Annotated in this window: 20 protein-coding genes; 12 read left to right on the top strand and 8 right to left on the bottom strand. The window is 46.0% G+C overall.

Annotated features, from left to right (window positions below; translation table 11 throughout):
- Window positions 1-1,007: 1,007 nt before the first annotated feature.
- From QUA20_RS01470 to QUA20_RS01485, 4 genes are all read left to right on the top strand, one after another.
- Window positions 1,008-1,742 carry a class I SAM-dependent methyltransferase gene (locus QUA20_RS01470; RefSeq protein ID WP_333184646.1) on the top strand — a complete coding sequence of 245 codons (735 nt, stop codon included), beginning with the start codon at window positions 1,008-1,010 and terminating at the stop codon, window positions 1,740-1,742.
- 99 nt (window positions 1,743-1,841) lie between these two features.
- Window positions 1,842-2,630, top strand: coding sequence for a molybdate ABC transporter substrate-binding protein (gene modA / locus QUA20_RS01475; RefSeq protein WP_333184648.1), 789 nt, complete (start codon window positions 1,842-1,844; stop codon window positions 2,628-2,630).
- Between the two features lie 27 nt (window positions 2,631-2,657).
- Entirely contained in the window at window positions 2,658-5,168 is a 2,511-nt protein-coding gene (locus QUA20_RS01480) for an ATP-binding protein (RefSeq protein WP_333184650.1), read from the top strand.
- Between the two features lie 58 nt (window positions 5,169-5,226).
- Window positions 5,227-6,519 carry a response regulator gene (locus tag QUA20_RS01485; protein ID WP_333184652.1) on the top strand — a complete coding sequence of 431 codons (1,293 nt, stop codon included), beginning with the start codon at window positions 5,227-5,229 and terminating at the stop codon, window positions 6,517-6,519.
- Window positions 6,520-6,938: 419 nt separating this feature from the next.
- Here the strand turns inward: QUA20_RS01485 and QUA20_RS01490 are convergent, their stop codons facing one another.
- A complete protein-coding gene (locus QUA20_RS01490; RefSeq protein WP_333184654.1) occupies window positions 6,939-7,727 on the bottom strand; it encodes a serine hydrolase domain-containing protein in 789 nt (262 codons plus the stop codon).
- Between the two features lie 607 nt (window positions 7,728-8,334).
- On the opposite strand from QUA20_RS01490, the gene QUA20_RS01495 reads away from it, so the two are divergent.
- The 3 genes from QUA20_RS01495 to QUA20_RS01505 all read left to right on the top strand — a co-directional run bounded on the left by QUA20_RS01495 (window position 8,335) and on the right by QUA20_RS01505 (window position 9,518).
- Window positions 8,335-8,544 carry a DUF2997 domain-containing protein gene (locus tag QUA20_RS01495; RefSeq protein ID WP_015176940.1) on the top strand — a complete coding sequence of 70 codons (210 nt, stop codon included), beginning with the start codon at window positions 8,335-8,337 and terminating at the stop codon, window positions 8,542-8,544.
- 39 nt (window positions 8,545-8,583) lie between these two features.
- Entirely contained in the window at window positions 8,584-8,970 is a 387-nt protein-coding gene (locus QUA20_RS01500) for a DUF1257 domain-containing protein (RefSeq protein WP_172189336.1), read from the top strand.
- Window positions 8,971-9,047: 77 nt separating this feature from the next.
- The gene (locus QUA20_RS01505; protein WP_172189334.1) at window positions 9,048-9,518 is read left to right on the top strand and encodes a ferredoxin; all 471 of its coding nucleotides are present in this window, start codon (window positions 9,048-9,050) and stop codon (window positions 9,516-9,518) included.
- A 94-nt stretch (window positions 9,519-9,612) separates the two neighbouring features.
- Here QUA20_RS01505 and QUA20_RS01510 read toward each other — a convergent pair whose 3' ends face one another.
- The 6 genes from QUA20_RS01510 to QUA20_RS01535 all read right to left on the bottom strand — a co-directional run bounded on the left by QUA20_RS01510 (window position 9,613) and on the right by QUA20_RS01535 (window position 14,028).
- Window positions 9,613-9,894 (bottom strand): YiaA/YiaB family inner membrane protein, encoded by a 282-nt coding sequence (locus QUA20_RS01510; RefSeq protein WP_172189332.1) that lies wholly within the window; start codon window positions 9,892-9,894, stop codon window positions 9,613-9,615.
- Window positions 9,895-10,347: 453 nt separating this feature from the next.
- Complete coding sequence (locus QUA20_RS01515) at window positions 10,348-11,427, bottom strand: hypothetical protein (protein ID WP_333184657.1); 1,080 nt, start codon at window positions 11,425-11,427, stop codon at window positions 10,348-10,350.
- Between the two features lie 76 nt (window positions 11,428-11,503).
- Window positions 11,504-12,481 carry a hypothetical protein gene (locus tag QUA20_RS01520; RefSeq protein ID WP_333184660.1) on the bottom strand — a complete coding sequence of 326 codons (978 nt, stop codon included), beginning with the start codon at window positions 12,479-12,481 and terminating at the stop codon, window positions 11,504-11,506.
- 55 nt (window positions 12,482-12,536) lie between these two features.
- The gene (locus QUA20_RS01525; protein ID WP_172189322.1) at window positions 12,537-12,905 is read right to left on the bottom strand and encodes a hypothetical protein; all 369 of its coding nucleotides are present in this window, start codon (window positions 12,903-12,905) and stop codon (window positions 12,537-12,539) included.
- 59 nt (window positions 12,906-12,964) lie between these two features.
- A complete protein-coding gene (locus QUA20_RS01530; RefSeq protein ID WP_333184662.1) occupies window positions 12,965-13,666 on the bottom strand; it encodes a hypothetical protein in 702 nt (233 codons plus the stop codon).
- Window positions 13,667-13,761: 95 nt separating this feature from the next.
- Window positions 13,762-14,028: a hypothetical protein gene (locus QUA20_RS01535; protein ID WP_006634886.1), complete on the bottom strand. Its 267-nt coding sequence runs from the start codon at window positions 14,026-14,028 to the stop codon at window positions 13,762-13,764.
- 253 nt (window positions 14,029-14,281) lie between these two features.
- On the opposite strand from QUA20_RS01535, the gene QUA20_RS01540 reads away from it, so the two are divergent.
- The 3 genes from QUA20_RS01540 (at window position 14,282) to QUA20_RS01550 (ending at window position 16,261) form a co-directional block, all read left to right on the top strand.
- A complete protein-coding gene (locus QUA20_RS01540; RefSeq protein WP_172189318.1) occupies window positions 14,282-14,605 on the top strand; it encodes a helix-turn-helix domain-containing protein in 324 nt (107 codons plus the stop codon).
- Window positions 14,606-14,620: 15 nt separating this feature from the next.
- Complete coding sequence (locus tag QUA20_RS01545; protein ID WP_333184664.1) at window positions 14,621-15,310, top strand: ImmA/IrrE family metallo-endopeptidase; 690 nt, start codon at window positions 14,621-14,623, stop codon at window positions 15,308-15,310.
- A 108-nt stretch (window positions 15,311-15,418) separates the two neighbouring features.
- Complete coding sequence (locus QUA20_RS01550; protein ID WP_333184667.1) at window positions 15,419-16,261, top strand: YheC/YheD family protein; 843 nt, start codon at window positions 15,419-15,421, stop codon at window positions 16,259-16,261.
- A gap of 293 nt (window positions 16,262-16,554) precedes the next feature.
- Here QUA20_RS01550 and argS read toward each other — a convergent pair whose 3' ends face one another.
- Window positions 16,555-18,312: an arginine--tRNA ligase gene (gene argS, locus QUA20_RS01555; RefSeq protein ID WP_333184670.1), complete on the bottom strand. Its 1,758-nt coding sequence runs from the start codon at window positions 18,310-18,312 to the stop codon at window positions 16,555-16,557.
- A gap of 351 nt (window positions 18,313-18,663) precedes the next feature.
- On the opposite strand from argS, the gene QUA20_RS01560 reads away from it, so the two are divergent.
- A complete protein-coding gene (locus QUA20_RS01560; RefSeq protein WP_333184672.1) occupies window positions 18,664-19,059 on the top strand; it encodes a hypothetical protein in 396 nt (131 codons plus the stop codon).
- Window positions 19,060-19,775: 716 nt separating this feature from the next.
- On the top strand, window positions 19,776-21,167 hold the full coding sequence (locus QUA20_RS01565; RefSeq protein WP_333184674.1) for a malic enzyme-like NAD(P)-binding protein: 1,392 nt from the start codon (window positions 19,776-19,778) through the stop codon (window positions 21,165-21,167).
- The last annotated feature ends 79 nt before the right edge of the window (window positions 21,168-21,246 follow it).

Consider the following 21,246-nt stretch of genomic DNA (forward strand, 5'->3'; position numbering starts at 1 on the left):
CAGCGGGCACAGTATTTGAGCAATACTGTGCCTACTCTAAAAATTGTTTATGTATGCTCAAACTTTTGGCGGGAGTTGAAGCCATTTGAAAGCCGTAGCCTGGGTTGCCGACTGAGGTGATACCCGCTATGACTGCCTGCATTAAGATTGACCCGGATAGGCAGCATAATTAACGATCGCGATCGTTAATTATGCCGCTGATTTATTGACTTTTTGCACCAGCAAACTCACAAAGGATTGCCCCAAAATAGTCGCCATTTCCGGGGTAGAGTTAACCTGTTCGTCTGGAACGCCTTCAATGGCGATATTGCGAATGTCTGAACCATGTTGCAGCTTTTTTCAGTTATACTTTTGCATACTAATCAATAGCATCTTTTCAGCTAAGCACCAGTTTTTGACAAATTTTAACCATGAATTGTTACATTTGCTACTATCAACAAATAGGCAAGCTAGAACAGTGAGTTACAAAAGTTATTGAAAGCGATCGCAAAGCATGAATTATATCAAATCCGGTTAGATATGAATGATATACAAGTGCGATCCTCCCGCTGGCTATCGAAAACAAGTCGGGAGTGTGACAGAGTGGAAGGATTTCTCTTCTTCCCTCTTCCCTTTTCCCTATGCCTTCGATATTATGAGATTATTTCAAGAGACAAATCCGTACTTTGACCATCGTGCCACTGTTATTCAAAGCGCACAGAAATCAGCTTTTTGGTAAAAGTCCACAGTTGATTTTTCAAACGCTAGTCTAGTTCTTTTGCCTACTTTCGTTTTAATAAAGCCTTGGTTTGTTACCTTCCACTGAAAAATTAGGCACGGTTACGCCACTGTGAATCTTCGGTGCAATCTAAAGATACTCATTCTGAATCGCGACTATTGCAGTCATATTCTGCGATTTGAACTTTAGTTTTAGCAGTTTTCCGCGAAAAGGCGACAGTGGTTGTTGAGTTTCCATCGAATTGAATGATTTTGCTCTTTTTCAACCAGTCAGCGAACTTAGCATCATAATGAACACAGCACAAGACCACTATAACCAGCAACTTGCTGCCGTTTACAGTTGGATGTCAGGAAATCCTGAAGCAGCAATCGAACGAAATCACGCTCTTTTTTATCAATTGGCGCTCGACTCCGCACCGCGAGGATTAGCCATTGATTTAGGTGCAGGCTCAGGATTTCAATCTATTTCTTTAGCAAAACTAGGCTTTTCGGTAGTAGCTATAGATTTCTGTGAAGCGCTACTTTCAGAGTTGCGCGATCGCGCTAAACATCTTTCCATCCGTACCATTCACGACAATCTGCTTAATTTCTCGCAACACATTCAGGAACAGGCGCAGCTCATTGTTTGCATGGGCGACACACTTACACACCTAGAATCATTGAGTGCTGTCGATTCATTACTTTTGGACATTGAGCGCTGGCTGATTGAGAATGGGATGTTGATTTTAACTTTCCGCGATTATGTTTCAGCAGAGCTTCATGGAACTCAGCGTTTTATTCCTGTACATAGTGATGAATTTACAATCCTAACTTGTTTCTTGGAGTATCAAGAAAACAGCGTAGCAGTCCATGACTTACTCTATCAAAAACAGGGCGATCGGTGGTCATTCAGTGCCAGTTCTTACCAAAAACTGCGGCTCAATAAAAATTGGTTGTGCGATCGGCTATCTGAAATAGGTTTACAGGTACTTCAGAACGAGATGATTAATGGAATGGTTTGTATCGTTGCCAAGAAATTATATTAGAGACTTTATATTAAAGACAATCGAGAGTCGCTGTAGTGACTGTTCCGAAATTTACAGCTCCATCCAAGGCTTAGAAACTGAAATCTCAGGAAACCTGATATGAAACTCCTCCGATGGCTGACATTGTGCTTCCTCTCCTTGACGCTCACCCTCTGGCTGGGCAGTTGCTCCTCCCCACCCCACATCCAGGCGGTGACGCTCAATTTGGGTGCGTCAGCCATGGTTCGCACGGCCGTGGAGGCAATCGATCGACTCTATCAGCAGGAACACCCCCATATCTGGTTGAATCCGACATTTGCCGGAACAGCCGTAATCCAGGCAGCCGTTGAGCAGGGAGAACCTTTAGATGGGATTTTGTTATCCGATATTTCACCGCTGGATGCGTTGCAAGCCCAAGGGCTGATTCTGCCGGCAAGCCGTCGGGAGTTAGTGACCACCGACATTGTGGTGATTGCTGCGGCTGATTCTGCGGTGCAACTGAATGATTTGCACGAGTTAGCGAGCGATCGCCTCAAAACGGTGGCAATTGGCAACAAAGACCTGACGGTTGGCCAATATAGCCACCTCATTCTGAGTCGGTTAGGCATCCTTCAGGCAGTGGAGTCCAAGGCAGTCTGGGCAAAGGTGGATGTGCGGGAAGTCTTGCGAGCCGTCGAGCAGGGAGAGGCAGAGGTGGGCATTACCTTTCTGCCCGAAGCCAAAGCTTTTTCCAAGGTCAAGGTATTAGCCACCGTATCGCCCGACCTCTATGAGCCAATTCGCTCCGGTGCCTCTGTAGTTAAAACCTCTCCCCATCCCCAGCAAATGCAGGCGTATCTGGACTTTTTAAGCAGCGATCGGGCAATGACAGTCTTTCAAAAATTTGGACTCCGCCCTCTGCGGTCTTAGATCGACGAAACTAAGCACGAGACAGACATGATGAAACAACCCTCTAACTTTCTCAAAACCGTTGCCGGGAGCCTGGGAGCAGCCACTTTTCTGGCATTAGCAGTGAGTGGAATCGCATTTTGGAGCGCTAACCGCACCTTAGAAACTAACCGCCAGATCGCCCAACATCTAAAAGCGCTCAATAGTTTGGAAGCGTTGACCAGTGCATTTCAGGAGGCTGAAAAGATCCAGCGGCAATACCTGCTCGCGCAAAACAAAAATGACTTCAGGAAATTTGGGCTTCGGACGATCGATGTCGATCAAGAATTGCGACAATTGCAAACCTTGCTAGAGAACGATCCCGGCCAACAGGCAGCTACCAAGCGCCTGGAAGAATTTATCCTGCGCCGCCTGGGGGAACTCCGGCAGGGCGTGGAACTCCGGGACACCAAAGGGCTGGCGGCGGCGATCGATCGCACCCCCCCACGACTGCTCGACGAGATTACGCTGCTGACCCAGCCGATCGAAGCGATCGAAATCGTAGGGTGGCGGCAGAAACAGCAAGCTGCCACCCGCACAACCGTTGAGGCAATGATGGCATTTCTGGTGGGCATCGCCCTCAACCTAGGAATTATTCTGTGGACTTACCGCCTGATTTGCCATGAAATCCTGAAGCGGAATCAAGCCGAAACCGACCTTCAGCAAAGTAACCAGACGTTTCAAAACCAGACTAGCCTGTTGCAACTAATCCTCAACAGCATGAGCGATGGCGTGCTCGTTCTCGATGAAAACGGTCGATTCCTGGTGTTTAACCCCGCTGCCGAGCAGATGTTTGGCAAAATACCCGACAGCCAGCCGGAAGAATGGTCGGAGCAATATGGACTGTTTCTATCCGATGGGGTAACTCCACTTCCAACAGAGCAAATTCCCTTAGTGCGGGCCCTTCGGGGTGAGCAGGTAGACAATATCGAAATCTTTACTCGTCATCCCCAGGCCCCAAAGGGCTTCTGGCTGACAGCTAGTAGCAGACCTCTGAGAGATGCCAGCGGTGCATTGAAAGGGGGAGTTGCTGTGTGCCGCGATATTAGCGATCGCAAGTCCGTAGAACTAGAGATATTGCGGGCAAAAGAAGCAGCCGAAGCCGCCAACCGCACCAAGAGCGAGTTTCTTGCCAACATGAACCACGAACTCCGCACCCCCCTCAACGGCATCCTCGGCTATACCCAAATCCTCCAGCGCGACCCCGCCACCACGGCCAAACAGATGAAAGGATTGGGGGTGATTTATCAATGCGGTTCCCATTTACTCACCCTGATCAACGACATTCTGGATCTGTCCAAGCTGGAAGTGCAAAAGATGGAACTCTATCCCCAGGATTTCCATCTGGCTAACTTCCTCTCTTCTACTGTGGATATTTGCCGCGTCAAGGCAGTGCAAAAAGGTGTAGAGTTTCATTACCAGCCCGCCAGCAACCTGCCCACTGCCGTCTATGCTGACGACAAACGGCTGCGGCAAGTGTTGCTCAATCTGCTCAGCAATGCGGTCAAATTTACCGATTTTGGTACCGTCACGTTTCGGGTAGAAGCGGTGGAGTCAGAAGACTCAAACTCAGAATTCAAAACTCAAAACTCAAAACTTTCAAGAATTCGCTTCCAAATTAAAGACACAGGCATTGGCATTGCCCCAGAAAAACTATCCACGATTTTCTTACCCTTTGAGCAGGCAGGAAAACGCGATCGCAACATCGAAGGCACTGGACTAGGGCTTGCGATCGGTCAACAAATCATCCAGAAGATGGACAGCGAAATTCACGTCGAGAGTGTCATGGGCCAGGGCAGCAGTTTCTGGTTTGAGATCGAGTTGCTTCCAGCATCGGATTGGACAACACAAAATGCGATCGCCAACCACAAGGTTATTGGCTATCAGGGCGAACGACGCAAAATTCTGGTCATTGACGATCGCGAAGAAAACCGTTTGGTGGCAGTGAATATGTTGGAACCGCTGGGCTTCAAGCTGACGGAAGCTGATAATGGGCAGGCAGGTTTTGATACCACTATCCAGACGCGACCCGACTTGATTATTACCGATGTACATATGGCGATCATGGATGGCTTAGAAATGACCCGCCGCCTGCGACAACTGCCAGACTTTGCCCAAACTCCCATCATTGCCTCCCCTGCTACTCTGTCTCAGGTGGATGTACAGGAAAGTCTGGATGCAGGGTGCAATAGCTTCTTCCCCAAACCGATCGAGTTTACTGGGTTGCTTGCCGAATTGCAGCGATATCTAGAATTGCAGTGGATTTACGAAACCGAAACAGAGGCGACTCAACTCGCTGTCAGCAACGCCGATGAGGTTAGCATCATAATACCGCCTGCAGCAGAACTGGCAACCCTTTATGCTGCAGCTCAGGGTGGTTTTATGACCGATATCCAGCAGGAAGCCCATCGCTTGAAGAAATTAGCGCCGGAATATATTGCCTTTGCGAACAGAGTTCTAGAACTGAGTCAACAGTTTGATGAGGAAGCCATTCTGCATCTAATCGAGCCGCGGGTTTAGCAAATTTATCGATCTACAATTGGCCATTCATCACTTCAATATATTTAGGAGTTTTCTGATGTCAGTCTATTCTATATCTCAAGAAAACACGATCTTAGTCGTAGATGATACCCCAACCAATCTGCAAGTATTGTTTGATTTGTTGAGCGAACAGGGCTACCGGGTGGCGATCGCCAAAAATGGTGAAACTGCCCTGCAACGAGTGCAATTGTCTGAGCCCAATTTGATTTTGCTGGATGTGATGATGCCAGGGATCGATGGCTTTGAAACCTGTCAGCGGCTCAAAGCTAATCCCGCCACTCGCGATATTCCAGTTATTTTCATGACCGCCCTCTCCGACTCGGTGGATCAGGTCAAAGGGCTGAGCCTGGGTGCGGTGGACTACATCACCAAGCCGATTCAGCATGAAGAAGTCTTGGCACGGATTCGGGTGCATCTCCAACTGCGGAATGCCACCCGGATCATGGAACAGCGCACCAACGAACTCAACCAGGCTTTAGAAAGTTTCAAGCAAGCCCAAGTGCATCTAGTGCAAGGTGAAAAAATGTCTGCCCTAGCCCAATTGGTGGCGGGAGTGGCACACGAAATCAACAACCCGGTGAATTTCATTCAAGGCAACCTGAACTATGTCAAACAATACACTCAGGATCTGCTGGACTTGGTGCAACTTTACCAGAAGCACTATCCCAATCCGGTAGCAGAAATCCGAGAGCGGGCAGAATACCTGGAGCTGGAATTTTTGCAAGAGGATTTGTGGAAGATGCTGGGTTCGATGAAAATGGGGAGCGATCGGATTGGCCAACTGGTGCTCTCCCTGCGCAACTTCTCCCGCCTCGATGAAGCGGACTGCAAACCCGTTGATATCCATGCCGGTATCGACAGCACTCTGTTGATTTTGCAACACCGTCTGAAAGCCAGACCCGATTTTCCGGCCATCGAAGTCATCAAAAATTACGGGCAATTACCGGAGGTCGAATGCCACCCCAGTCAACTCAACCAGGTATTCATGAATATCCTCAGCAATGCGATCGATGCCTTGCAGACATCAGGTGTCAGGGATAACCAACAACCTACCATTACCATCAGCACCTCGATCGGTAGTGCTAACTCGATCGCGATTAGCATTGCCGATAATGGAGCCGGTATCCCGGAACTCATTCGCTCTAAACTCTTCGATCCGTTCTTCACCACCAAACCCGTGGGCAAAGGCATTGGTTTGGGACTGTCGATCAGTCATCAAATCGTCACTGAAAAACACGGCGGCAAGATTGAGTGTGATTCCACTCTGGACAAGGGCACTGAGTTTATCGTAAAAATTCCAGTGCGACAGGTCATGGCACAGGTTGCTTAAAAGAAGGGTTACGGTTCCGGCAACAATTATCAATCAATCAATTTGAATACTTTTTCTTTTAGAGAATACTAATTAGGATTTTATGGTAGTAGGACTTACTCACAAACTAATACTGTAGGGTGTGTATTACGCACCTTAACCCCTACCGGAACGCATTCAACTATTTTTTGCATAAGTCTTGGATGTATTAGCTGGCGCTACTGCGAAGCTAGTTCCATTAATATCGTTATTCCCATTTCAGCCACCGAGAAATCATCATTTGCTGCATCACCGTAATTCTAGAGGATAGCTACTCCTATTTGCTCGCTTTTGTCAAAACCAATGAAGCTCGTATAGCCGCCACTAAGACTGTTATGCTAATACAATACTTGCTCATTCGGCAGAGTCGAAATCAGCCAATCTCAGCCCATGCTGAAAGTTTAAGTTTCCTCAAAATATTGTGATTGCGATCGCGCGAAAATCGCAGCCATTTGGGTATTCGCGGTACTGAGATTAGCTTGCAGGAACTTCAACAAATTCTCAGATGTCGAACGAAACGCTCTTGCTGGAGCCATCACCTCAAAATCCCACTTTGAAGTCAGCATTCCATCGGGTGAATGACCGGGCGCAAGGCACTGCTGCTGTTGCGGTGTCAGATGAATTGCCGTATCTGTCATACCCAGCGGCTGGCAAATGATTTCTGTCACTAATTTTTCATAAGCTTTGGAAGTTTTTAGGCTTAACAAATGTCCTAAGAAGCCCATGCCCAAGTTAGAGAATTCGTAGCTTTGACCGGGTTCGTTCAGCAGCGTGATTTCTGCTAGATAGGCATACATTTCCTGAGCCGTGTAGTGAAGGTAAGGATTGCTAGGATTTTTGATTTCTGCAAGGAAACGGTCGGGCAAACGCGGCAGTCCAGAGGTAGGGGTTGCTAACTGTTGCAGGGTGATGGATTGGACGGCAGGATTTAACTGGTTGATGACTTCTACGGGCAAATAGAGACGAATCGGAGCGTCTAGCTCGACATTACCATCATTCACTAATTTAGCCAGAAATGTTAGTGTAAATACTTCTGTCACGGAACCGATTTCGTAAATTGTACCAGCATTAGGAACAGCAAGAGCGGTGTTGCTGAGCTTGCCAAATCCTTTGATGTAATGATGTCCTTGGTCAACTACTCCGATCGTTAAAGCCAGGTTTTCTCTCTTGCTTAGATAATTCTGCGTCATGCGATCGATTTTAGACTCACAATTTTGATAAGCCAGGCTTATTAATTAAAAATCATTTATAAGTAATTCCGCCGGAAAAACCGAATACCCAGAACCCCGACTTTTTTAAGAAGTTGGTATCTAAAGCGCGATCGTATTTTACGTTTACAAAACTTACGCAAAGATAAGCCCAGAGGCATCTAAGTTTTACCGTCACTTTCGATAGAATTCTTGTGGGGTGTCCCGCCCGCTCGAAAAATAAAATTTAGATGCCCTACAGCTTACTATCTGTAGGGCGAAGCACACAGCACCTTACCCTCGGCCTACTATATCGAGATCCATCCTCCCTCCCCGACGATCGATCCCCAATAGCAGTTGCTAATATTCGCCACTCATGTATGACTTGACTGATGTCACGATCTACGCGAAACTTTACATACAACTGATGTATTGCTTCTACCTATTAATAACTTCTGTTAAGTTGTGACTCAAAACCTATCAATTCGTCAAAATTGATATAGCGCTTTGTCAGTCAGCCAACTCTCAAGAAGCTACTTCAGGAGGCATCGTCCCTGGCTTGCTGGTGTCGGTGTCTGATCTCACTATTCCTATTCAGTCAGCCCGGATTATGGAAACACTAGAGTTTGTGATCTATCCAGATGGCCGCGTACAGGAAACAGTCACCGGCATTGTCGGTGCTTCCTGCGCTGAGGTAACGGCTGCAATTGAAGCTCAGCTCGGCGTGGTGCTTCATCAAGAGTCAACATCGGAATATTTCACGCAAGCGCTGCATCAGTCAGCCGAAGCGACGGCCCAAGTGGCTTTTAGCGATTGGTAATTTTTTTGTTGAGTTCACTTAAATTTTTTTGGAATCACCATGTCACACTTTAGCCAAATTAAGACCCAGATCCGCAATTTGAATTCTTTGGAAGCTGCTTTAACTGACTTGGGTATCGACTGGAAGTCGGGCCCGACTGAGGTGCGCGGCTATCGCGGCCTAACCAGCACCGCTGAGGTGGTTATTGAGCAAGAAAACGGCTACGACCTCGGTTTTAGCTGGAACGGGACTGAGTATGAATTGGTGGCTGACTTGCAGTTTTGGCAGCAAGCTTGGTCTGTAGACCGTTTTCTGAATAAGGTGACTCAGCGCTACGCTTACCATACTGTGGTGAATGAAAGCGCTAAGCAGGGTTTCCAAATTTCTGAGCAAAAGCAAAATCAAGACGGTTCGCTCCGCTTGGTGGTACAGCGCTGGTGCGCTTAATAATTTTGCGAGATTTTTGCAATCTTGTCTCATCAAAGTCCGCCTCCGCGGACTTATTTACTATTGTGGGGGTCTAAATGTCTGAGCTTTCTGGACTCGGAATAGATACAGCAAGCGATCGCTCTGGTTTAGAGCCGGAGTTGGGAGGTTTTTTGCGGGATGCGCCCGATCGCTCTGGTTTGGAACCGGAATTGGGCGGGGTGTTGCGCCAAAAAGGTGTCTATGTTGATGAGATTACCTGCATTGGCTGCAAGCACTGCGCTCACGTTGCTCGCAATACTTTTTATATTGAACCGGATTACGGTCGATCGCGCGTAGTTCGACAAGACGGGGATTCTGAAGAGTTGATTGCTGAGGCGATCGACACTTGTCCGGTGAATTGCATTCACTGGGTTGATTACACCGAACTCAAGAATCTGGAAGAAGAACGCAAGGATCAGGTGATTCCTGTCGTTGGTTTTCCCCTGGAGTATGCGACGATTCGGGCCCGTGGTCGCCAGCGGAAAAAAGCTAAATTGGGCGATCGTAAGTTCAAAGGTAGCCATTGAAATCCCCAATTCCCATCCGCAGCTTGAAACCTGTGGCTCAAACAACAAAAACAGCCCGCCCGGGCTGTTTTTTATATACATTGTATAATTAAATTTATTTGAGAGGATGGTGTTCAGCAAGAATTTTCTCAACTCTAGCTTCGTCGATTCTGGCAGTTAATGTTGTTGCCTCGTTGTTATCCCGAATGGTTTTTGCTAAAGTAAAAGACGAGCCGACAGAAAAAGTTAAACCCATACCCATAAAAGCTTTTTGCCAGGGGTCTACCTGTAAATAAATGATACCTACAGTAGTTGCGGAAAGGGCAACAATAAAAGAAACCCAGCACTGAAGTATCCAAGCATTAGTATCTTTTTGACGTATGATTTGTTTCTGCATAGTGCCTCTAAGTCAAATATATCTTTTGGTTGATTAACTTAAAGAATAGATAGCGTGAGTGAAGCGGTCAGGAGAGGAAGGGACAGTTTCGATAAGTGAACAGTGCGATCGGGCTTTTTACTAAATATTTCAACGCTGTAGATAGGGTTTGACCCTCAAGGAAGACTCGCTGCGAGTGGACAGTTTGAAAACTCCACTAAGGAAAGCTTGTTTTTTCTCAAAATAGCGTAAGGCGCCCAGTACGCACCAGGAGACGACCTGTGTAGTAAGCTTCTCCGAGTCTCGTGTTGCGCGGACGAAAGTTTGTCTAGGATCGGTTTCAACCGCCGACTTATCTTAAACTGTTGTGCATTTAATTGGAACTGTTTATTGAAACTATTGTGGGGTGGGCTTCTAGCGCGCCCGGAATATTCCATTTAAACGCACAACAGCTTATCTACTTATCTTACTTATCTACTTATTTTTTTGCTGAGTCTTCGCTTGTTCGATCGCAATTTCCCTCACTGCTTGGAAAGAACTCAAATTCGATGAACCCTCAATCGCCTTCACCGCCAAATCTTGAACCTGTTTCAAAGCAGAATCCAGTTGTTTCGACAAGCTAGCAAGGCGCGCATCTTGATTTTGAATTGTCTGCAACATCCCTTGAATTTGCAGTTCATAATTTTGCTTTTGCCCTTCGATATCTTTAGCAGACAAATCAGCCTTAACTTTAGCTTGGTAATTTCCAATATTGCGGCCGTTATCTTTCCCGTTCTTGATATTAGCTTCCAGTTCTTTCGGGAAAGCTTCTACCTTAGCTTTAACCTCAGCATAAAGTTTTTCTCGTTCCGAAATATATTTTTCGCGTTCCGCCCACTGTTTCTCCTGTTCTTGCTGAAACTCTTCGATTTCTTGATACAGCCTTTTCTGGCGCTGTTGGTATTCTTCGATGTCCAGATTTCGCTGAAGATTCAAATCATAATCATACAACTCTTGATCCCGCTCGCGAGCTTTTTGGTGATTCTCATTGCGTTCTTTAACGGTCAACTTTTGGAGTTCCTGCTCTTTTTCCCAAGCTTGCCGGCGTTCCAACAATTCCTGTTCAACAGTTTCGCGCTGTTCGCTGAGTTCGCCAGCAAAAGTTTTCGCGCTTTCTTCGTACTGTTGAATTAAAGTGTCCAGCGTATCTTCTGCAACATCTTCTAAACTGTGCAACTCTTGCAGTTGTTGAATTTCATCGCCCACGGTGCGCCGCAATTCTTCGACTTTAGCAGCTTCCGAAGTTAATTTCTCAGACAACTCACTCACAGCGCCGCCAAAGCCAAATTGCAGCAAAATCAAATTGTCGATTGTGGACTGCATTTTTTGGGGATTTTGAGTTAAAGCCATTGGTTTTTGTGCCTCCACAATAGGTTTTTCTGGGGCTGCTGTTTGCTTTTGGGAAGCGTTTAACAGTTTGATTTGTGATTCTAGCTGCGCTTTTTCTTGCGCTGCTTCCTTGTACGCTTCTAAGATTTCAGCCTTGGTGCTTTTGTCGCTAACTTTTTTGTTCATGACTTTTCATTTCTTAATATTTGGGAAAATTTCTGTCATTTTTCCGTAAGGTGTGTATTGCACACCCTACTGGGTTTTAAGCTTTGCTGGCAAAAGCTTTCATAGCCAAATCTTGCGCTTGCTTCATCGTGGCTTGCAGTTGCGCGGAAATTTCGGCGATTTGTTCGGTTTGTCGCCCAATTGTCTGCTGTAGAGATTGCACTTTCAATTCATATCCCTGCTTGCTTCCTTCCCATTCTTTATCCACTAAATCTGCCTTGACTTTAGCTTCGCGGGAAACTTCTTGAATTGCTTCTTCTTTGGCTTTGACATAAGCCTGTTTGAGTTCTTCTTCAAATCCGGCGGCTTTTCTTTGATTCTCTTCAAACTCCGCTTGATTGTCGCTGAGGACTTTTTCCCGTTCCACCCAATTTTTTTCTTTTTCCCGGGTAGATTCTTGCAAATGCCGTTCTAGTTTGCGCTTCGTTTCTTCGTATTCGTCGGTTTCGATTTTGCGAGTGCGCTGTAATTCGTATTGGTAATCGGCTGTTTCTTCCTGACGGTCTTTAGTTATGAGTGCAGTTTCTTCTTGAACTGCTGCATCAAATTCTTGCTGTTCTTTTTCCCAAACCTTGCGTTTTTGGGTCGTGTCTTTTTCGATAATTTCGCGTTGGTTAGCAGCGTTTTGTTCGAGCAGGGTCAATTTTTCTCGGTGCTCTTGAGTTAAAATGTGGAGGGCGTCTGCTACAACTCTGATTTGCTGCAACTCTTGCAATTGTTCGGCTTCAATTTCGATCGCGCGTTTTAATTCGTCTAATTTTGAAGATTCCGCCTTCAGTTTTTCGGAAAGTCCGCTGGTGATGCTGCCGAAATCTAATTGCAAGTCTGCCAAGCCTTTGACGATGCTGTCAATTGTGTAGGTGGAAGCGACTTCTAGGACTTGTTTATTTTTGGCTTTTTCGGCTGACTGTTCTTTGGTTTCGACTTTGGATTCGATCTTTTTTTTGTCGGCTAAAATCTGCTGAAAGTTTTGCAAAATTTGGGCTTTGCTATCTTTGGCAGGTGCTAGTGTCATAATGCTTTTTCTCCTGATTCTAACTTTTCGAGACTTTTGAGTGAGACGTTTTCAGTTATTGTGAGTTGCGGAGTTGGCTGAGGATGGCTTGGTATTTTCTGGCGGCATCGGATTTTTCTTCGGGATTGGCGCTGGCTAGAGTTTTGAGAATTTTCCAGCAGCGATCGCACCGATTTCCTTCCCTGCAATCGCACTCATCAATTATACTCAAAAGTGTACCTTTTAGCAATTGATTTTCGGCTAACAAAGCTCGGTAATTCCGCTGGACTGATTCGGCAACTAAAGTCATGTGCTGGAAGTCTTCGGTGAGACTTTCTATGTCGTTAACTGCGTCTGTCCGAATTTGGTCTAGCAGCTCAAGATTCTCTTTCAAACGGCTTTCTTGCAGGTTTGGTTTGGTTTTCAGGTTGGTTAATTTCTTCATTTCAGTCTGTGGTAACAGTTATGGTAAAGGCGCGATTTAATCGCGCCTTTACAACAAAACTAGAACAAGTCAGCAGTTAATTGGTCTTCGGCTGGCGGTAGCGACATACTGCCGTTGGAATTCAAAGCAATAGCATCGCTTTCACCGCCAGCGTGAGCAGCCATCAAGCAGGCAATTTGCTGCGCCGGCAGGTTATCTAAACACACCATAGCTTTTGTTCCTTCTAAGTCAATCATCCGCGATTGATTGCTAGAATCTGACAAAACTGCTGCGGCTTGGTCGATAACCGCCCAATCTTTCCGCTCGTTCCAAGACCATTTTAAGCTGTAGTAGTTAATCGGTTTTACTACTCCGCTATCGTCTGGTTTTTGACCGGAATGTTTGACAAATTCGGGAATAAAAATTCCGGTTGCAGGCTCTACGCCGCGAGATTGAACTGATGCTACCAAGCGGTTAAAATCGTTCAAGCTGCGGTTTTTGATGTATGTCACCATGACAACTCCTTGCGGCAATTCGCCACTTTCTGCGACAAACCACAGTTGACCCCACAGTGTGTGGGAAGTTTGACCGAGGGAACCGAAGAATTTGGAGAATTTGAGGATTGTCATGGAACACTTGGAACCGTAGTCGGTGTCGCCGATCGCCCACTGGCCGCTTTGGCAGTTATTGCGGACGGCGATCGGGATTTCTGGTACTAGCAAAGCATTGCTCGGTTTGGCACCAAATACTGAAAATGTAGGTCTTTCTTGTGTTTTAGTCATGGTTCGTTTTTCCTTATTTATTTATTGCTGCTTTACCGGGAATTGGTAATTGGTAACCCGTTAAATCTCGTACATTGCTCGCGGCCGAACTTCGATTACCTAATCAGATGTGTTGTCGCTTTTGGTTCTGGATAGGTATACTCAAGCATCGCCTCTTGTTGAGCTTTGATAATCCGCAGCGCGGCGAGCAAATGCTCTAACGTTTCTAAGTGCGCTGGGGTGAAGTGGATGCTGAAGCCTTCGCCATCCCGCGCGTAGCCGGGACAAACCAGTGAGGCTGAGCTTTGTTCTTCGTGGGTGGCGATGTATAGCCAGTCATCGTCTTCGAGCTTGTAATGCGTGTCTGTCCAGGTTCTCAGCATTTGCGATCTGCTCCTCCTTATTTGCTGCGTACAAGCGTTTTGACGCCCAGCGCTTCTCACTCCTCTGAATTTAAAGGCGCTATATGTAGCTGTTTCCTGGGATAATTTCCCCTTTTGACCCTACCAGGGCGGTTAACTTAGTTGATTAAACCGTCAACTAACCTCATGGTAGCGCGGGTTGATTTTCCCGTCAAGTGTTTTGTTGAACTTTTCATCAAAACAGGCTAGAATGCTTGTCAGGAGGCAAAAAACCGTGGAACAAACATTTGGAAGACTGATCCGTCAAGCTCGCAAGGACAAAGCTTACTCACAACGTGAGCTTGCAGCTATGCTAAGTGTGGACTTTACTTATTTGTCGAAGTTGGAGAACGATCGAGCCGATTATGCGCCAAAAGAGGACGTAATCCGAGCATTAGCGCGGAATCTAGACATAAACGAAGAGGAATTGATTTTCTTGGCGGGGAGACTGCCGCAGCAGTACGAAGCGCTGCTGAAGCAAAATCCCAAGGAAATGCAGGCTCTTTTCCGCCGGATGCAAGAAAATCCAGATTGGCTCAAACAGTCTTTTGAAGCGTAAGAGAGGCCCCTCATAGTGAGTATTTTTAAGCCGTATTGCTTCTATCCCAAAGAATCGATCGAGCGTTTGGCAAATGACATCTTGATGCAGATGCAGAAAACGCAAAATTTTGCTCCGAGATGGCCTTTTGATGCGACAACGGTTGCTGATTTTCTGGATTTGGGCGTAGTTTGGGAGTGCATTGAGCCGGATGAAGAAGGTGCGATCGCGGCGAGGATTTTGCCGCAGCAGCGGTTAATCGAAATCAACGAACAGATTCTCGAAAAACCGCCGGGCTTCATCGAATCGACGATCGCCCACGAAATCGGACACTGGGTGCTACACGTCAATCAAGACGAAGCAGACGGCACTGTCGAACAGTTGGAATTAAACTTGGGCAATGAAGGAAAAACCGCCCTGGATGTCGAGGAACCGTTTGTTTGTCGGGGTGCGAGTGCTGATAATAAGGTTTTGTCGATCGAATGGCAAGCGCAATATTTTGCAAGCTGTTTGTTGATGCCTCGGTGTATTTTGGAGGAAAAAAGACAGGGACGCGATTTAACAAAGTGGTCGCATTTATACAAAATGAGGGATGAATTGGGAGTGAGCATTTCCAATTTGACAAACCGCTTGCAAGAATTCGATTGGATTTACATTCCCAAGGGAACGCGGGAGATTTATGCCGGGAAAGATGCGGCAAACGGGCAGCAGCGGTTGTTTGGATAAAAGTGCGATCCTCTTCGAGGGCTGCGCTAACGAATTTGAGGTTTGAGATTGGGAAGCGATTCTCTAATCTCAAATCTTGAAAATTAATTTCTAATTAAGTTACATTTTATGCTAACCAATATTGAAATCCTGCTGGCAGCTTGTGAGGAATTAAATATCTCTTACGAAATCCTGCATCCTTCCCAAAACTTGATTAGACTCAAACAGGGCGGCGAAGAATATTATTTTGTCAATTACATGACGCCATTTAACAGCGCGTCATTAGCAGAGATTTTTAAAGACAAAGAATATACTTATCAACTATTAAACAACAAAATAAATACTCCCAGAACTCTCGGTTTTGTCTCGCCTCACTGCGAGGAGAAGTATAAAAAGTATTTGAGTTTCCCAGATATTGAATCAATAGTTTTAGAAGTAAACAAAAAATTCGCTTTCCCGGTGATTCTCAAAAGAAATCGCGGTTCAGGCGGCAACAATGTTTTTTTGTGTGAAACTAGAGAGCAAATTAAAGAAGCCCTAGAAATTATATTTAACGTCAACAGCAAAGATTATGACTATGTGGCGCTAGCTCAAGAATATATCGAAATTGCCCGCGAATATCGGGCTGTATTCTGCAAAGAAAAGCTAGTTTTGCTGTACGAGAAAGACAAATCTCAGGCTAAATTTGCGGGGAATTTAAGCCCGCTGCACTGGGAAGGTGCAAAAGCCAAACATATAATTAACCCCAATCTCATCTCTGAAATTGAAGATTTTGTTAAACCTGTTTTTGCAGAAATGGCGATTAATTATGCGGGGTTTGACATCGCGCTAGATAAAAAGGGACAATATTGGTTAATAGAAATTAACTCAACTCCCAACTACGATATATTTATGAGAGATAACGATCGCCAAATTGTCGTAACAATGTTTAAAGGCATTCTGGATAGCTTGGTTGTTAACAAAAATCCGTAAATGCTCGATTTTAGAGATGCGCTACAATTAAGTAAATCCAAATCTCAAAAAAAGTAAAAGCAATGACATCATAAATGTTAGAACGAGAGGGAACTTGGGAAGAGATTCTCGCCCTATCCGATCCTCTTTCATCAGCGTTTATCAGCGTTCATCAGCGGTTAAAATTATCTTATTTCCGGTGGCATCGGTATTGTTCAAGACTTTGGGCGGTGCGTGAGTGCAAATAGTCTCATCATCTAGATTCAAATATTTATTGCTCTCACGCACCCTACAGCTTTTAAGGAGTTAAAAAATTACATTCTTTCCAATACCTTAATCCCCAACAACTCCAAACCCAATTTCAAAGTCCTCGCCGTCAAATTGCACAAAATTAACCGCGAAGTCCGCAACGGTTCCTCAGCTTTCAAAACCGGACACTGCTCAAAAAATTGATTGAACTTTTGACTCAATTCAAACAAATACTGACAAATCCGATTCGGCAACAAATCGCCCTCAACAGCATTTATGACTTCGCTGAACAGCAATAAATGCTTGGCTAAAACTAACTCCGCATCAGATTGCAAAACCACTGGCGCGCTAGCATCTAAATTATCGAAATCAATCCCGCCTTTGCGACCAATTCCCCGCACGCGCACGTAAGCATACAGCAGATAAGGTGCTGTATTGCCTAGTGGCGCTAGCATTTGGTCGTAGCTGAACATATAATTGCTGATGCGGTTGTGGCTCAAATCGGCATACTTGACGGCGCTGATGCCAACTATTTCTGCAACGCGATTTTTAAATTCTGCTGTTTCTTCGCGCTCCTCTTTTGCTAATATGGCGTCCAGGATGGCTCGGAAACGGACGATCGCCTCATCTAACAAATCTTGCAACCGTACTGTATCGCCAGAACGAGTTTTTAACCTTTTGCCGTCTTCTCCTAATACCAAACCGAAGGGAACGTGGACAATCTCGACATCTTCAGGAATCCAACCGGCTTTTCTGGCTACTGCAAATACTTGGGCAAAGTGGTTTGCTTGTCCCGAATCTGTGACATAAATTAAGCGCTTTGCATTGTCTTTTTGGATGCGGTAGCGCACTGCTGCTAAATCTGTTGTGGCGTAGTTGTAGCCGCCGTCGGTTTTTTGGACGATTAGCGGCAGCGGTTCGCCTTCTTTGTTGGTGAAACCCTCTACAAAAACGCATTTTGCGCCGTCACTTTCTACTAGCAAACCTAGATTGGTTAAATCTTCGACTACTGCGGGCAATAGAGGATTGTAAAACGATTCGCCGCGTTCGGTTAATTTGATATCCAGCAAGTCGTAGATTACTTGGAATTCGCGGCGCGATTGATCGCACAGCAATTTCCAAGCGCGGCGGGTGTCTTCGGCGCCTGCTTGCAGTTTTACTACTTCTTGGCGGGCGGTTTCTTTGAAGGTTTCGTCTGTGTCAAAGCGCTGTTTTGCTTGGCGGTAAAATGCGACTAAATCTCCTAAGTCTAGGGCGTCAGCGGTTGTGAGGGCTTCGGGGTGAACTTCGCGCAAATATGCGATCAGCATCCCGAATTGGGTGCCCCAGTCGCCGATGTGGTTGATTCTGAGTACGTCGTGGCCTTGAAATTCGAGGATGCGGGCGATCGCATCTCCGATGATTGTCGATCGCAAGTGTCCGACGTGCATTTCTTTGGCTATATTCGGACTCGAAAAGTCGATCGCGATTGTCTGAGGCGTTTTCGCCGGTTCAATCCCCAAACGCGAGTCGGCGGCGATCGCACTAATTTGCGCTTCCAAATAAGCGGGTTTCAGCTTCAAATTGATAAAACCCGGCCCGGCGATTTCTGGGGTTTCGCAGATATCAGTAATATCTAGGTTTTCGATAATTGTCGAGGCGATCGCCCGTGGGGGCTTTCCTAACTTTTTCCCCAAACTCATCGCCGCGTTGCACTGAAAGTCCCCAAAGTTGGGATTGCTGGCGGCAGCTAGCATCGGATCTGCACCTGAATAATTTTCGCCGAATGCAGCGGTGAATGCTTTTTCAAATCTTGCTTTTAACTGTTGGGCGATCGAGTTCATGTTTAATATTTTGATTGGATGTTTATTTTAAACTCTAAATTAAGCACTTTTTGCCAATAATACTGTTACTACTTACGTAATTTCCCTCTCTCCCTCTCCTCCTCTCCCCCTCTCCCCCTCTCCCCAGTTACTAGGAAATTTTGTAGTTAGCTGTGAGCTGCTGATGCGATCAAAATCACTGGCAGTGCTAACACAGAGTACATTTTATCACAGTTGCGATCGCTACACAAATTAAAAAATGTCACATCAAGTCCATGATCTCGATCGCTAAATCATTTAGTTAAATCCCTTACATTAAGGTATGTTAAAATTTTTTCAAGGCTCCCAAAAATCCTACGAAAGGAAGTAGTTATGTTATCTCAACCTATTTTTGGCGATCGTTCTCTGACCCAAGCCTTTTATCAAGCAGTAATCGATCGCTTCTACGACGGTTTCAGTCTCTCCACCCAAGCACTATTACGAGAGTGTACTCTCGGCTTCGCTCCCTGTCCCGATGGAGTCAAAACCTTTTTCATCATCGCGCCGAGTCTGGATGCAGCAGAGCAACTAATTGAAAAAATGGACAGTATTTTGGAGCGAGTTGCCGAACTCATGGCAGGAGTCGGACAAGTTGCTCTGTGCATAGTTCCCCCCGGCAGCGAAGCAGAGCAACCAGTAGATCTGCAAGACTTAGAAAAAGTTCCCCCAGATTGTCTGGCTTGCAAATTCTTTACAATTATATGGGCCGATGCTGCGGCCGATCGATAAAATTGACAGTTAGCAACCAGCAACTGTACACGGTTCGGCTGAACCTGTGCCTGTGCCGGCGCGGGGTAGATTGTCTGTTAGTTACAGTCCCTGGAATTATCGGGCAAAGAGTGCAGGTAATTAGATCGTTTGCAAGGTTGCACTCGCAATCCTTGGCAAGTGTTAAACAAGCAGGCAAAATATATATATCAAATGCCCGCTTGTCAGTCGCTCAGATTTTTACCTGCAGGCTCAAACAGCCGTGCATCTACTTTTTACCTTCCCAATAAAGGCCACCAAAAAGCCGCATTAACTCTTCTGGGTGTCTCGCTTCAAAAGACAGCAGCAGAAATTAGGCGGTATCGCTGGAAAATAGAGTTTTGCGAAATATCTGCTCGTGTTCAGAATAAGCAGAAATATTCTCAAAAATAGATAAGACTTGCGCGCGTTTACCTCAGAAACCAGGTTTTTAGCCCCGCGCTTCCTATTCGCGGTTCGCGGCGAAGTTGACAGAAAATAGGCTGTTTGTGGGCGAGTCACAAGCTATACACAAAGCAAAGCTCAACTCAAAAAAAGATGAGTTTCCCAGCGACACCCTTGGCAGTGCAGAGCGATCGTATCACAGGCTCATAGAATTTGTTAAAAATTTAAGTTGAAAATTTGAATTATTAAATTTTATGCCTAACATTGGCGATAAAATCTAAGATTGAAATTCTCAAATCTGAAATCAAGGCATCATGGTAAAACTGACACCAAATCCCAGCTTTAGTTTAACAATTCGGGTTGCTCTGCCGAACCAGCCGGGAATGCTGGCAAAAGTTACCAGCGCGATCGCATCTGTCGGCGGCAACTTCGGCCAAATTGACTTGATCGAGCAAACCCGCGCCACTACAGTTCGCGATATCACCGTCGATGCTTACAGCATCGAGCACAACGAAGAAATACTCCAAGCAGTGAAAGCGCTGCCTGATATTAAAGTGATCGATGTGTACGATCGCACTTTCAACTTGCACCGCGGCGGAAAAATCAGCGTAGTTAGCAAAATTTCCCTCAAACGCCAGTCAGATTTGGCAATGGCATACACCCCTGGAGTCGGCCGCATCTGCACTGCGATCGCCAATGACCCCGAACAAGTTTACAACCTTACAATCAAACAAAATACTGTTGCCATTGTTACCGACGGTAGCGCAGTTTTGGGACTGGGAAACCTCGGCCCTGCCGCCGCACTGCCAGTCATGGAAGGCAAAGCCATGCTATTTAAAGAATTTGCAGGTATTGACGCCTTTCCTATCTGTTTGAATACCCAAGATACCGAGGAAATTATTCGCACAGTGCAGAATATCGCCCCGGTTTTTGGCGGCGTTAACCTCGAAGATATTTCTTCTCCCCGCTGCTTTGAAATCGAAGCAAGATTGCGGGAAACCTTAGATATTCCGATTTTTCACGACGACCAGCACGGCACTGCAATTGTCAGTTTGGCAGCATTAATTAATGCCTTGAAACTCGTCAAAAAAACCATAGCAGAAGTGTGTATCGTGATTAACGGAGCCGGTGCGGCCGGAGTCGCGATCGCCCGATTGCTGCGTAAAGCAGGTGCGGAAAACATCATTATGTGCGACTCCAAAGGCGTCCTCTCCCAAGACCGCACGGATATGAACCCAGAAAAACTAGAATTTGCTGTGGCTTCGAGCGGTACTTTGGAAGATGCGATCGCCGGTGCCGATGTATTTTTAGGGGTCAGCGCGCCCGGAGTGCTCACCCGTGCGATGGTACGTTTGATGGCCGAAAATCCCATTGTTTTTGCAATGGCAAATCCCATTCCCGAAATTCAGCCAGAATTAATTGTGGATGATGGGGTAATCATTGCCACCGGACGCAGTGACTACCCGAATCAAATTAACAATGTTTTGGCATTTCCGGGAATATTTCGAGGTGCTTTGGACTGCAAAGCTGCCACGATTACGCCCAGTATGTATTTGGAAGCAGCTTACGCGATCGCCTCTTTAGTCAGCCCTTCCCAGCTTGACAAAGAGCACATTATACCGTCTGTTTTTGACGAAAGAGTTGCCATTGCTGTCGCCGGTGCAGTACAGTTGGCGGCCAGATCCGAAGGTATTGCCCGCGATTAATTGAAGGAAGAAGGAAGAGGGAAGAAGGAAGAAGGAAGAAGGAAGAAGGAAGAAGGAAGAAGGAAGAAGGAAGAAGGAA

The sequence above is a fragment of the Microcoleus sp. Pol7_A1 genome (genome assembly GCF_036701085.1).
Taxonomy (GTDB): Bacteria; Cyanobacteriota; Cyanobacteriia; order Cyanobacteriales; family Microcoleaceae; genus Microcoleus; species Microcoleus asticus.